The 13,234-nt window shown below is 70.8% G+C and carries 10 protein-coding genes; 6 read left to right on the top strand and 4 right to left on the bottom strand.

Annotation, left to right across the window (positions count from 1 at the left end):
* Nucleotides 1–704: 704 nt before the first annotated feature.
* The 4 genes from AC069K_RS33865 to AC069K_RS33880 all read right to left on the bottom strand — a co-directional run bounded on the left by AC069K_RS33865 (nucleotide 705) and on the right by AC069K_RS33880 (nucleotide 4,939).
* On the bottom strand, nucleotides 705–1,085 hold the full coding sequence (locus AC069K_RS33865; protein WP_478622458.1) for a toxin Doc: 381 nt from the start codon (nucleotides 1,083–1,085) through the stop codon (nucleotides 705–707).
* 2 nt (nucleotides 1,086–1,087) lie between these two features.
* Nucleotides 1,088–1,333 carry an antitoxin MazE7 gene (locus AC069K_RS33870; RefSeq protein WP_478622460.1) on the bottom strand — a complete coding sequence of 82 codons (246 nt, stop codon included), beginning with the start codon at nucleotides 1,331–1,333 and terminating at the stop codon, nucleotides 1,088–1,090.
* Nucleotides 1,334–1,866: 533 nt separating this feature from the next.
* Complete coding sequence (locus AC069K_RS33875; protein WP_478622462.1) at nucleotides 1,867–3,732, bottom strand: DNA/RNA helicase domain-containing protein; 1,866 nt, start codon at nucleotides 3,730–3,732, stop codon at nucleotides 1,867–1,869.
* Nucleotides 3,733–3,958: 226 nt separating this feature from the next.
* Nucleotides 3,959–4,939, bottom strand: coding sequence for a protein NO VEIN domain-containing protein (locus AC069K_RS33880; RefSeq protein ID WP_478622464.1), 981 nt, complete (start codon nucleotides 4,937–4,939; stop codon nucleotides 3,959–3,961).
* Between the two features lie 667 nt (nucleotides 4,940–5,606).
* Between AC069K_RS33880 and AC069K_RS33885 the strand changes: the two genes are divergently transcribed.
* The 6 genes from AC069K_RS33885 to AC069K_RS33910 are packed head-to-tail and all read left to right on the top strand — an operon-like array spanning nucleotide 5,607 to nucleotide 13,220.
* On the top strand, nucleotides 5,607–6,542 hold the full coding sequence (locus AC069K_RS33885) for a conjugal transfer protein (protein ID WP_478622466.1): 936 nt from the start codon (nucleotides 5,607–5,609) through the stop codon (nucleotides 6,540–6,542).
* Nucleotides 6,539–6,880 carry a hypothetical protein gene (locus tag AC069K_RS33890; RefSeq protein WP_478622468.1) on the top strand — a complete coding sequence of 114 codons (342 nt, stop codon included), beginning with the start codon at nucleotides 6,539–6,541 and terminating at the stop codon, nucleotides 6,878–6,880. The genes AC069K_RS33885 and AC069K_RS33890 overlap by 4 nt, the downstream gene beginning before the upstream one ends.
* Nucleotides 6,877–7,449 carry a hypothetical protein gene (locus AC069K_RS33895; protein WP_478622470.1) on the top strand — a complete coding sequence of 191 codons (573 nt, stop codon included), beginning with the start codon at nucleotides 6,877–6,879 and terminating at the stop codon, nucleotides 7,447–7,449. The genes AC069K_RS33890 and AC069K_RS33895 overlap by 4 nt, the downstream gene beginning before the upstream one ends.
* Nucleotides 7,446–10,136, top strand: coding sequence for an ATP-binding protein (locus tag AC069K_RS33900; protein WP_478622472.1), 2,691 nt, complete (start codon nucleotides 7,446–7,448; stop codon nucleotides 10,134–10,136). Before AC069K_RS33895 ends, AC069K_RS33900 begins: the two co-directional genes overlap by 4 nt.
* Nucleotides 10,136–10,474, top strand: a complete 339-nt coding sequence (locus AC069K_RS33905; protein WP_478622474.1) for a hypothetical protein — start codon at nucleotides 10,136–10,138, stop codon at nucleotides 10,472–10,474. Before AC069K_RS33900 ends, AC069K_RS33905 begins: the two co-directional genes overlap by 1 nt.
* A gap of 1 nt (nucleotide 10,475) precedes the next feature.
* Nucleotides 10,476–13,220, top strand: a complete 2,745-nt coding sequence (locus AC069K_RS33910) for a hypothetical protein (protein WP_478622476.1) — start codon at nucleotides 10,476–10,478, stop codon at nucleotides 13,218–13,220.
* Nucleotides 13,221–13,234 lie beyond the last annotated feature (14 nt).

Here is a 13,234-nt window from a genome sequence, read left to right on the forward strand (position 1 = left end):
CGAACGGCGCGTGGTCGCCGCCCAGCTCCGATGCGCGCCCTGGGAAGTCGGCCCCTGCATGCTGTGCGCCAGCCCCATCAACCGCTACAGCCACAAAGGCGCCCTCGCCTGCACCAACTGCCGCAGCGGATGTCCCGGCCCGTGACCGGCTACCAGGGCCGTGTCCTCTGCCGCTACGGCGACGAACGCCCCCACAAAGATGCTGCCAGGCCCCGCAGGGACCGCAGCTCCGCCACCGGAATCCTCACCCTCGATACCGAACCCACCCGCCCGCAGCCTGCCCCGAACCGCCCCGTCCAGCTCCGCCTTTCCCCAAACGAACGGCGCGTGGTCGCCGCCCAGCTCCGATGCGCGCCCTGGGAAGTCGGCCCCTGCATGCTGTGCGCCAGCCCCATCAACCGCTACAGCCACAACGGCGCCCTCGCCTGCACCAACTGCCGCAGCGGATGTCCCGGCCCGTGACCGGCTACCAGGGCCGTGTCCTCGACTGGGCCACCCCTCGCATGCCAGCGCGGCGACCGTACCCCCGCCGTGGCTCCCTCCCGCGTAAGGCGGCCACGCCGTCCGGGCGTCACTGGCGGGGAACAGGCGCTGCCATGGGGGAGGCGCGGCCAGCCGGCACCACTCTTCAGCGTGACGCTCGTTGCGGCCAGAGATCCAACGAACGCGGCCGCGCGGCCACATCAGGAGGACCACGCCCTCGGTCAGGGGGCCGGTCGCATCGAGCGCAGCCGGTCAGCGACGTCGTACACAGTCAGGCGCAGCGCCCGGATGTCGGTGATGAGGTCGCGCCAGGGCTCGAACGTCGTGTCCACGTCGTTGCCGGAGGCTTGGATGTAGGCCACGGCGACGCCGTAGCCGAAGTACTCGTTCCTGGCCGGCAATGGTCGCAGCAGCACGATCTGCTCCAGGAGTGCCGCGGCCCTCCAGTACGCATCGGGTGAATCCGTGGCCAGCGCCGGGGTGTTCACGCGGTGCCTGGCGACCGCGGCCACCAGGCCCGAGTAGTCCAGGACGCCCAGGTCCTTGCCGAGGAGTTCCTCCTGGCGGTCCAGAAGCCAGCGGATGTCGATGTGCAGCTCCAAGATCAGGCCGCCCGGTCCGCGCGTGCGGTCGCGGGCAGGCCGCCGAACGCACGGTCGAAGGCCTCCGCGATGCCCGGCTGGCCGACCGCTTCGCGGAAAGCGGTGGTCGCCCTGCCCAGGGCCAGCTGGTTTTCTTCCTCGATGGCCAGCTCCGCCAGGTAGGCGCGCACGCTCTGGCCGCGGGCGGCGGCGACGGCGGCGAAGCGGTCCCGGGTCTCGGAGTCGACCTTCACAGTGGTATCTGCCATACCTCCGAGTATGCACCCATGAATACCTCGACGAATACCCCTTCCGGTACTTGCCGCCGGGTGGCCGGATCTTGTTGCAGCGACCCGGCCACCCGTCCGCAGCCGAGGGCAGCACAGGGGGTGGGTTCCCTTTGCCCCAAATCGAATGTGCGATCTAATTAAAGTTTGGACCGGTATGCCGTTCCCCCCGATCTCCGGGCGGCCCCACCGCCTGGTACGCCGTCTACGGGCAGCTCGCCACCGCGGCGGACGGCAGCGCCACGCGGCGCCGCCGACAGCTGGAGCCGGCGCGGCGGATCACTGCGCACCCGTTCTGGCAGAGCCCGGCGGGACCCCGCAGCCCGGGTCGCCCTCAAGAAGCTGATGCGGGCCCGGGCGCAGTCGCGACGGTGACGTTCGCCGACCAGCAGACCCGGATCGCCCGCAGCGCCCGGGAGCGGGGTGCCGCTTGCAGGGAGTCGCCCGCGGGGCGCGAGCTCGCCGCGGTGGTCGGGGTCCCTCGGCGTCGTCGATCGCGTACCACCTGCGGCGGATCAGCACGCGCCGTTCGGGCCGGCAGCGGTGCCCGGCACCAGGTCCTTGAGTTTCGCCTGTGTTTCGGGGTCGGTTGAGTACAGGACCGTTCCGGTCATGCCGCGGGTGAGCAGGACCTTGTATGTGTTGCGGACGAGGCGGAAGAAGGTGCCCTCGTCGGCGGAGTTGACCGCGCTGTCCCGGCTGGCGCCGCGGTTGCCTACCCATTCGTTGTTGCGCCAGACCAGGTCACCGCCGAAGATGACGCCGTTCCACGCATACTCGAACCCTTGCGCGGTGTAGATGCAGCCGACCTGCCCGAAGCCCTCGGGGTCGGTGGCCCACAGCCAGGACGGCGGGACGCCGTCGAGGCGGGACTCGCTGCGCGAGTTCCATGGCTTGCGCCAGGAGCCGATCGTGATGTCGTCGACCAGGCGCCTGTTGCGGGGGTCGCTCCAAGGCCAGCAGAATCCCGCAGTGATCCGCGCGGTCTGACCGGCCTCCTCCTTGCCACGAAGAAAGTCCTCCATCTCCTGCGGGCAGTCCGCCACACGGACCTGAAAGTTCCGGTCATCGGCCCACGTCACAGGACCGTCGTCGGCCAGATGCAGCAGGCGCAGGACCCACTGTTCATAAGCCCGGCTCCCTCCACTACGGAACTGTGCATTGAGGTCGATGTGACGTGGCTGCAAGCCTCGGGCGGCCGCAGCCTGGTCGATCGCATCGCGGCTGCCCATCTCGCCCGGGCGTACGACTTGGTGGTCGTCCAGGAGGAAGACAGGGACGCGGGCGGCATCAAGCAGTTCGTCGATCTGGCGTACCCCGCGGTAGCGGACGGAGTGCGCGCGGATGCGGTGGGCCTCATCGCAGATCAGCGCGTCCAGTCCGTTCTTGGGCGCGTCTGCGAAGTTCATGAAGTAGGTGAAGGCCTTGCGGACGCGGGGGTCGGCGGTGCCGACGGCGTGGTGGAGGGTGCGGGTGAAGGACTTGGAGCCGGTGGCGTGGACCACGGTGTAGCGATCGCGGGCGAGGTGGCGCATCAGGTGCAGGGCGATGACGCTCTTGCCGGAGCCGGGGCCGCCGGTGATGACGAGGACTTCTTTGGTGTCCGATTCTCTGGCCTTCTTCACCGCGCGGCGCACCAGGGAGACGGCGACTTGCTGTTCATCGAGCAGGACGAACCGGTCGGCATGCAGGATTTCCTCTGCGGTCGCCCGCAGCAAGGGACGGCTGGGTGCCAGGGGGCTGTCGATGAGCTCGTCGGCGGCTACGGTGCCGTGCGCGGGTGAGAGCCGGGAGCGCAGGTAGGTGATCAGCTGGTCGCGGCTGCTCTGGGTGAACAGGCGCCCGTAGTGATCGGGTTTGAGGGCGAACAGGCTGGCCACACCGGCGTGGTCGGCGTTGTGAAGGTAGGCCACACCGGCCACCGCGTCGGGTTCCGCGTCCAGCACAGTGGTGAAGTCCTGCAGGTACTGGCAGTAGCGCCGTACCTGGGCGACCGGGTGCAGGGAGGCCCGGTTGTTGTTGCCGATGCCTTGCAGGCACAGGTCCTCGGTGCCGGGCAGGGACCGGGCATGGGTCCACTGCTTGAGCTCGACGATGACGTAGGACGGCTGGGACGTTTGGGGATGCCAGCCGGCAAGCACCACATCGGCCCGCAGACTGGACAGCGCCAGCTGGTACTCGATCAATACCTCGACATGCTGGAGTCCGGCTTCGTCGAGCACGCGGGCCAGGGCGGGCAGACTGTTGCGCCAGGCCCGTATCTCCCCGTCCCGCAGCGTGCCCAGCCGTGCCCGCTGGTGGCGCTCGGTCAGATCATCGGCCACCGTGCCCTTTCGGCAGCGGTCGACGAACTCGTGCCCGGGCATGCGCAGTAACGGCATCGCCGCCTCCTCAGTCTAATTGCGGTTTACAAAGCAGCACGGCAGGGTCACGCGGGTACGGCCCGGCGGCGACCCGGGCGGCGTTTCCTGGGCACAGACCGATCCAGGACCTGTGCGCCACTCGGCGCCGGCGCGGCCTGTACCGCAGGCGCGTATGGCGCGTGCAGGTCGTGTCGCCAGGCCTGGTGGTGTCGGTGGCCCGACGGGCGGGCCAGGGCCGCTGCTACTACCGGGGGTTCGGGGGCTGGGGAACGAGATACTGGTACCGGGTAGGGCGCAGGTCTTCCTCAGCCGGCTGCCAGTCCTCGAGCAGCAGCACCTCGCCGCCGCTGCAGTGGTACGCGCCGTCCGTCTTGGTGACCGTAATGTCGCTGACGATGAACAGGTCGACGGTGTGGCGGGGGTCGCGGGCGTGGAAGACCTCGTTCACGGTCAGCTCCACGCTGGTAGGAGCGCCCGTGGTGCCCTTGACCTCCACCCGCCGCTCCAGCCCCGCCCGATCCAGGCGCAGGTCGTAGGGCTTGCCGACCTTGTGTGCCGTCCAGCCCCGCCCGGGATGCTGATAGTGGGTGAGGGCCTTCTCCTCGGCGTACAGCTCGACCGCCTTGCGCTTCTCCGGGTCCATCTGCCGGCCCGCGCCCCGCCGCCCGCGCCGGGGGCTGTTGGGGCCCTCCAGTTGCTCGAGCGTGACTCCCGGCGTCGCGGCGAGCGCGACGTCTTGGTCCGTGGCCCAGTCGGCCTCGATGCCGGCCGCGTCGAACAGCGGCTGCGGGTCCATCTCCACCAGGTACCCGACGCCCTGCTGGGTTCCCGAACGACGTGCCGCCTCAGACGCCTCCGTGCTGAGCGGCCCGTCCGGGCCCAGCGGAACATCGTCGAGGACCGCGAGCGGCTCCAGGCCCAGCCGGTAGGGGTAGATGATCCGCTCCTCGGCGATCTCGTCCGGCCAGTGCGGCGCCGTGCCCTCATATACGCCGACCTGCACCTTGCACAGCACCATCCGCGCGGACTTCGCTTCCCACTGCCCCGGCTGTACTCGCGGAGCCGCCCCGGTCACCAGCACGGCGAAGTCCGGCTTGCGCTGGCCATACCAGTCCTGCTTGCGCGGGAAGCCCCAGGAACGCGTCATCATGCCGTGTTCCAGGTTCCGTTGGTGCCCGACCTTCTGCCCCACATGAATCATCACGAACAACGCCTCAACAGCCACCAGGGCACTGTAAAGCGAGCACTAACGACCCGTCAATAAGTTCGCCCCCCGCTCTGCATAGGGGGCTGAGGTCTGCGGTGCCTGCGGTGCCGAGGTCTCCCGGCAATCATCTTGGCCATCCACGGAGGAAGATCCAGAACTCCGGCTGAGGGTCAGCGCCCAATCCTTGCCTTGCGGACCGGCACGTGTCCCGGCAACCGACCGCACATTCGCACGGACAGAAAACTGCCGCGGCCGGGCCCCTGTCCGGGCCGACAGTGCACCCTGGGCCCGGCTTGGCAGCCCCGGATGAGCGTGGTGCGACCGGGGCTGCGCAGCCGGTGTCCTGTCGGATTGCGCGAGAGCGGCTGCGCAGTCCACGCCCGCGTGCTCCTGGTCTTCTTGCGCAGGTGCGGGTGGCGCGCTGCGCAGCCGCTTGGCGGACTCAGCCGGCTTATGGTCCAGCAGCACGAGGGCGCACCGCGCCCGCGCAAACGGGGAATGCGCACCGGACACCATGGCCTGTCGCCAGCTCGCGGCTTCCCCATGGTCGGGCCGACCATGACCCCGACCATGGGCTTCGTGTCCCCATCGTGACCATGGTCGGGGGTCCGTGGTCGGTGGTCGGGTCGGGGCCGCCGGGTTTCCTCAAGGTCAGCAACATTCGTTCTGACCTGGGAGTTTGACCATGTCTCCTGGTAAGCAGGCCTCACAGAGCGAGGCCGCTGCTCCGATGGCGGCCGGCGCCCGGCTAGAGGCGATGCGCCGCCGCGTCCGCTTCTCACGCGTGGCGGTCTGGACGGCCATCGCGGCCGGCCCCATCGCCCTGGGCGTCGCCGTCGCCTCTATCCCGGCCACAGTCGAGGCAGCCCCCACGGCCAAGTCCACTGCCGTGCGCACCGCGGCGGCCGCCATCGACCCGGGCGGCTATGCGCAGGTGTTCGTGAGCGCCTGGTTGCACAGCAGTGCGGACGACGAGACGAGTGCGCAGGCGCGCCTGGTGCAGTCGATGGCACCCGACGTCGATCTGCCCCGCCCGGCGGCCGATGCGCAGTCGGCGCCTCAGTCCGTATCGGCGGTGCGCAGTGTGCAGCGCGCGGACGGTGCGTGGGCGGTGACGGTGGCTGCGCAGTTGTCCGACGGGTCGGTGCGGTACTACGCGGTGCCGGTGGCGTCGGACCGTACGGCCTCTTCGTTCACGGTGACGGGTGCTCCCGGGGTGGTGGCCGGCCCGTCACGGGCCGAGCTGGCGAAGTCCTCGTCGTACGCCGTGACCGTCCCCGAGGGTCATCTGTCGTCCGCCGTCGGGGAGTTCCTCGCCGCCTACCTGACGGGAGCTGGCGAGGTCGACCGCTACCTCGCTCCCGGCGTCAAGCTCACCGCCGTCACTCCCGCCCCGTACATCTCGGTCTCCGTCAGGCAGGTGCTGGCGGTCGAGGAAACTGCGGCTGCGGAACAGGTGGCGGCGGACGGCACCCCGGTGCGGGTCATGGCCCGGGTCGAAGCCCGGGACGCAGTCGGCCGGTGGCCGCTGGCGTACGGGCTCACGCTCAAGGCGCGATCTAGCAGGTGGGAAGTTGCCGCGCTGGAGTCCGGGGCTTCCCAGAGCGGGGGTGTGCGATGAGCACGCTGCACGGCCCGGTGCTCGCCGGGCAACTGAACGACCTCGGCACCTCGTGGATCACCATGTTCCAGGAATGGGCGACCAAGGGCCTGCAGGCCGGTCTGGTCTGCCTCGTCGTCGTCATCATGATCCAGCGGTTCAGCCTCAAGGCGGGGATCGGTGCTCTGCTGCTGATGGTGATTGCGCTTGGTCTGTACAAATCGCGCAACGACCTGGCGAACATGTTCACCGACGAGGTGAAGAACCCGTCCAAGGGCGCGCCGGCTGTTCCCGGGGTCGTCCAGTCCGAACTCCCCGTCTCGCACGAACACTCGCTGGATGCCGGAGGCTGGCTGTGACCGCGGCAGCCGCCCGGGTGGGACGCTTCTACACCGCCGCCCGCCGCCATCCGTGGGTACTGGGCAAGGTCGCCGACTGGAAGATCCCGCTCGGCCCGTACACGCCCGCGCAGATCGCTGTCGCCGTCGGCGGCGGTTTCCTCCTGGTCAAGACCATCGGCTGGTGGTCGTGGATGGGGCCCATCCCTCTGATCGGATGGGTCCTGGTCATCTGGATGGTGCGCCGACCGAAGATCCGGGGCCGCGTGCCGATGCAGGCCGCTTTGGGGTGGGTGCTGCTCGGCTGGCAGCCCCGAGGCGGGCGGATCGGCGGGCGGGCGGCCCGCGACCGCGCTCCCCGTCTGCTTCTCGCCGGTTTCACCGTCGAGGCCGCGCCGGGCCTCGCAGAGCAGACCGCGCCCCGCTCTGCGGGTCAGCGTCGTCCGGCCCAGGCGCCACACCGGCGCTCGGCAGCAGACCGCTCGGTGGCACCCCACCGCACACAGCCCGCTGCTCCCGTGGCAGCAGCGGGGCCGGTGTCGGGTGTGCAGCAGCTGCTCGCGCTCGTCCAGCAAGGGGGTGCGCAGTGAGGGTTCCCATCCGTCACATCGCCGGGCACCTGGTGTGGTCGACGCAGGGCGGTGTGTGGGCGATCTATCGCCTTCACCCGGGCCCGGACGAGCAGGGACGTCGTGAGGAGACGGTCCAGGGCACCTACGTACCCGCCGCCGTCCGCGACGAACAACTGGCAAAGATCACCCACTTGGTGCGCTCGCTGTCCGGGGCTCCGCGCCTGTACGGCATCTGCGCCCAGGTCGACCCGGGCGAGATCGCCCTGCGCATGATCGAGGGCATCGGGCCGGCCGAGCCAGCACCGGGTGAAGACCGGGACCCATGGGTGGAGAACGTCGAGGCCACCCTCGACCTGCTGGATGACCAGGAGATGCACCGCCGCACCCTGTGGCTGGCCGTGCCCCTGCAGACCGACACAGGCGGCCTGCAGGTGTCGGCTTCGCTCGGTGCTGCGTGGGCCGAGGTCGCACCCATGCTGGGCATGCGGCCGGCGCCGGTGGCCCGGCGCGAGGTGAACGCGTATCGCGAGCAGGCCTCGCGGGTGGAGGCCGCGCTCGCCGGCGGCATCGCTTTCCGCCCGGCCCGTCCGGCGGAGATCGTGTGGATGATCCAGCACGCCCTGCACCGCGGCATGGCCGAGCCGCTGCTGGCGGAGGCCGAGACCAGCGAGTTGTACGGCGGGCAGGTCCGGGACGGAGTGCTGCAGTCTCCCAGCTACGCCAACCTGGGCCAGGTCCGTCTGCAGGAAGGCGGCATCGACCCCGAACTCGATGACGTCGGCGACCTCAACAGCGCGGGCCGTCTGTCGCGGTCGGGCCGCAAGGCCTGGTGGCGAGTGAACGCCGGATCGCCGCTCGGGCGGCGCTGGCTGCAGGTTGAGGGCGAGACGGGGGTGGGCTACCAGGCGCAGTTGGCGCTGGCCGAGTGCCCGCCCACGGTCAGCCAGGACGCGGCGGATCTCTTCGCCCAGCTGGAGATGCTCGATTTCCCGGTCGACTACACCGTCGACCTGACCTTGGTGCCCGCGGAGAAGGCCCGCGACCAGGTGCGGCGCAAGAAGAACGAGCTGATCGACCAGGCCGACCAGTACGACGCCCGCCCCACCGGGATGCCCGCTTCCCTGACTGAGGCCGCCCGTGATCTGGGTGAGCTCGACACCCGTCTGTCCCGCACGTCGGTCGAGGTGGAGGTGCAGTCGGTGACCGTGCTGACGGTGTGGGGGCCGACCGCCGCCGTGTGCGATGCCCGGGCCCGCGCCCTGGGCGCGCTGCTCGGCGGCGCCGACTACCGGGCCGTGCGCCCGGCCGGTCTGCAGGAGGCCCTGTTCACCCTGGGCTTGCCCGGCACCGTCCGGCCCGGGGTGGTACGGGAGTTCACCCAGCACCAGGTCTCAGAAGACTGGGCGCTGGGCGGGGCCTTCACCGCCGCAGAGGTCGGCGACCCCACCGGCATGTTCCTCGGGATCGACCTGGACTGCGGTACCACCCGCCCCGTCATGATCAACGTGGCGGATGCGCCCAAGGTCGACGCCTCCGCCTCCATGGGCATCGTCGGAGACCTCGGCGCCGGCAAGAGCGTCCTGCAGAAGCTGATCGCTGAGGCGGTGTGGGCGCGCGGCGGCTGCGCGATCTGCATCGACCGCACCCCCGTCCGCGAATGGGCCACGTTCGCCCGCACCGCCGCCAAGGGCCGCGTACAGATCATCGACGCCGCGCAGGCCGAGGTGTCCATCGACCCGCTGCGCATGTTCGACGGTCCTGAGGGCCGCCACTACGCCCTGTCCTACCTCACGCTGCAGCTCGGCATCGGCCCGATGAGCACCAACGGCGAGGTCCTGCACCACGCCGTCGAACAGGCCGCTGCCGGCGCGCAGCCGTCCATGCACCGTGTCCTTGAAGTCCTCGAGGACATGGCCGCGTGCGAGGCGGGCAAGCGGCAGGACGCCGCCGCCACCCTCGCCGGCCTCATCAGGGTCGTCGCCACCAGCCCCCTGGCCCGGATGGTCTTCGACCCGACGCTGCCGCCGGTCCGGCTGGACGCCTCCAGCGCCTCAGACATGATCGTGATCACCACGACAGGGCTGAAGCTGCCGCCGAAGGCCGCGTTCGACAAGCCAGAGGTCCTGCACCAGCAGCCGCTGGAGGCACTGATCGGGCGCGCCGTGCTCTACCTGATCGCCGCGATCGCCCGGCAGACCGCTTTCGAGGACCCCGAGCGGTTCACCGCAGTGGTGATGGACGAGCTGTACTGGCTCACCTCGTCCGCCGAGGGCACGGCCCTCGTGCATGAGATCCTCCACGATGGCCGCAAGCACGGCGCGGGACTCCTGGCTGCCTCCCACGACTCTGAGGAACTCGGACCCGACCGCGGACTGATGGCCTACCGCGCCCTCGCCCGCACCGCCGACCGCGAACGCGCCCGCCGCGGCCTGGAGTTCGTCGGCCTCGACCCGGCCGACGGCGAAATGCTGCGGCTGGTGACCACCGGCCTGTCCCCCGTCGGCCACAAGGGCCGAGAGGGCGAGTTCCTGCTGACCTGCCCGCGGCAGAACACCGGCCGCATCAAGGTCTCCATCCCCCGCATCCCGCGCATCGCCGCCTCCATCACCACCACACCAGGACGCCGCACGGGCGCTGCCCCACCCTCCGTGCCGGAGCCGCTCGCCGGTGAACCGGCGGAGACCCGTCAAATGGAGCACCTCTGATGACTACTTCTTCCTGGGACCGCTCGCGGCGCGCAGCCGCCGTGAGCGTCCTGGCCGTGCTCGTCGTCGTGGGTGCCGCGGTCGTCCTCGCCCTGGGGGCGGGCGTGCCGGACGCGTGGTGGCCGCACACGGGATGGGCCTTTGCCGCTGACACTGCGCACCCCTGCCCCCAGATCACGGGCCCGGCCAAGGCGTCCTGCGAGCGCAACGCGGCGAGCTCCGCCTCCGGCCAGCATGACGCGGCCGGCAAGGTCTGGAGGCTGCTGCCGGCCAGTGCAGGCCTGGGTGCTCTCGTGGTGTGGCGGCTGCGCGGCACCGCTGGGCAGAGGCGGCACTGACGTGTTCCGTCCCGATCGCGCGGCTCTGCGTTCCGCCGGTTTCATCGTCGTGCTCACCGGCGTGTTTCTCCTGGTGAACACCCAAGTCGTCTACGCCGCGAGCGGCAGCGGCGAGACCGGCGACCTGCTGGCCCCGCTGAACATCGCCTCTTCCGAGGGAGTACCCATCGACGGGTATGACCTGAACGCCTCCGGCGGCTCCATCGTCGCCTTCAGGAGTCAGGCCCTCGCCTTCGCCTTGTCTGGCCTGTTCACCCTGATCCGGCTGCTGGTAGGCCTGGCCGGGTGGGCGGTCGAGATGGCCTTCCGCTTTCCGCTGCTCAGAATCCTTTCCCATCCCGCGCAGAAGGCGGCGGACACCTACAACGAGGTCGTCGTCGACACACTCGGTGTGAAAGGGCTCTTGCTGGCCTGGGCGTTCGTGTTCGCCGCGTTCATGCTGGTGCGCGGCCGGGTCGGCCGGGGCCTGGGGGAAATCTTCCTCACTCTGCTGATCGGGGCGATCGCTGCCTCGGCACTCATCCGCCCGGACACCCTGCTCGGCCAGTCCGGGCCCCTGGGGCAGGCCCAGCAGGTCGGCACGGAAGTGGCGCAGCAGAGCATGGCCGCCTACGACTGGGGTGGCAAACTCGCCAGCCGCGGCCCCTGCGATGCCATGGCCGGCAACGCCGAACGGACCTGCCTCGCCCAGCCGGGCCACCAGAGCACCGCCGCCGCGGCGGTAGCCCGCCCGCTGCAGGACTCCCTCACCAACGCTCTGGCCGTCAAGCCGTACATGCTGCTGCAGTACGGGCGCATCCTCGACCCCGGCAAAGCCGCCGACCGCCAGGCCTACGCCGTGCACCTGAAGTGGGTCAGCGGCGGCTACAAGCCCCAAGGCGATGTGCCGGGCGGTCCGTGCAGCCTGATCAAGGGCCCGGCCAGGCAGTACTGCCTGGCCGGACAAGGCAGCCCAGCCCCCAGCGCCGACGCCTTGCCGTCCCTGACGGCAGCGGGTGACCTGCTGGATTCACCGCACCCGGTCCTGGGCGAAGACGACCAGGAATTCGCGGCGTTCCTCGCCGATCTGAAGAAGGCCGGGCCGGTCGGCAAGGCCTGCGCGGCTTACGCGGAAAAACCCACCTGGTGGCGGGTGGGCGGCGCTGGACTGCTCCTGGTTGCCGCACTGTTCGTCTGCGGCATGCTTCTCTCCAGTGCGGTCGTGCTGCTGGGCACTCAGGGCATCTGCGCGGCCGCAGCAGCCGTCGGCGGCGTCACCTTCGTCGCCGCCATGCTGCCAGGACCCCCGCGGCAGAGCGTCTGGAAGTGGCTCTCCCTGTGGGGCATCGCGGTCCTGGCCGTCGTCGGCATCTGTGCGTTCATCCCGTTCTTCGGGATCGCCGTCGATGCCACCGTCACCCATGGCCCGGACCTGATGGTGGAGCGGATCCTGCTCATCGACGTCCTGGCCATCGCCGGGGCCGCCGGACACCGCCGCCTGCTCAGCGGCATCTCCTCCTTCGGGCGCCGGATGGCGATGCGGATGCGCTACGCCAAGATCGGCGGCACCCACCTGCCCGGCGACACCTCCGAACTCGGGGCCGCGCTCGCCATGAACTCCCCCGCAGCCCTGGGCGGCTACGGCGGCGGACTGCGCCTGTTCACCGGAACAGGCGGCGGCCGGTACGGGATGCTCGGCACCCGCCAGCGCCTTCTCGGCGCACTCAGCTCCCTGGCCGACGGTACGGGGATGCCGGTGGACACCAGCGGCCTGCTGGCCGATGCCAGTGCCGAGGCCGGACGCGGACTCGCCCCCCTCACCGCGGCCGCCGCCATCGGCGGGCTCGGCGCGCGGCTCGGCGCCAGGGGCGGGCACTGGCTGCTGATCGGACGACGGCCAGACAGAGAGCAGCTGGCCCAGTGGCGCAAACCCACCGCGGATGGAGATGCGCACGGTGGCGGCCCGTTGGGCGGCGGGAGCGATGGGCCGGGCGGCGCGGGTCCGCGCCGGCCGGGCGGACCACCGGACCGCTACCGCGACGCCGACGGCCAGATCATCGACCGCAACAGCGGCAAGGTGCTGCACGACCAGCACACCGACCGCACCCTGCTCTCCACGCGGGCACATAATCGGCTGGTCCGTTTCCGCGGGTACCGCATCCTTCACCGCGGCGGCCGGATGACGTACGGGGCGACCGTCGGGCTTCCGACTGGCGTCCGCCGGACCCGCGCGGGCGACACCGTAGCCTCGCGCTATGCCCAGGACGCGCGCCAGCAGGTGCGGGTGTGGGGCAATACCGTGCGCGAAGACGGCCGTGCCTGGCACGACATCGCACGGCACGCCTCCCATGTCGTAGGGGAGAACACCAACGACCGCGGCGGCCCCGGCCCCTTCCCCAGCCGCCGCCTGCCCACCGCAGGCACATCGACCGTCACCTCCCGCCCGGGAACCCCGGCACGGCCAGCAGCCGCCGGCCGTTCCCCGGTCCCTCCGGCCCCCGCCGGAGGGACCGCCCAAGCAACGGGTGCCCCTTCCACAACCGCACCTGCCTCAGCGCAGCCGTCACGCCCGGACAGTCCTGGGCCCCGCTCCCGTCCCGGTCTGCACCAGTCCGTACTTCCCGGCGGCGGGAGCGCCAGCGGCCAGGCGCGCCAGGAGGCGCGGGCCCGGATGCGGGAGCTGATGCGCAGGACCGCTCCCGAAGCCGACCGCCTGCGTCAGCAGCGGGCACAGCCGCCGCAGGACGATGGCGGTGAGCAGGAGTGACACGTTCTGGACGC

Source organism: Streptomyces sp. NPDC043908 (assembly GCF_056435525.1).

Coding starts and splice junctions, on each gene's coding strand:
- AC069K_RS33870 (WP_478622460.1), bottom strand. CDS start 1,333: ATGGCAGATACCACTGTGAAGGTCGACTCCGAGACCCGGGACCGCTTC.
- AC069K_RS33875 (WP_478622462.1), bottom strand. CDS start 3,732: ATGCCGTTACTGCGCATGCCCGGGCACGAGTTCGTCGACCGCTGCCGA.
- AC069K_RS33885 (WP_478622466.1), top strand. CDS start 5,607: ATGTCTCCTGGTAAGCAGGCCTCACAGAGCGAGGCCGCTGCTCCGATG.
- AC069K_RS33890 (WP_478622468.1), top strand. CDS start 6,539: ATGAGCACGCTGCACGGCCCGGTGCTCGCCGGGCAACTGAACGACCTC.
- AC069K_RS33905 (WP_478622474.1), top strand. CDS start 10,136: ATGACTACTTCTTCCTGGGACCGCTCGCGGCGCGCAGCCGCCGTGAGC.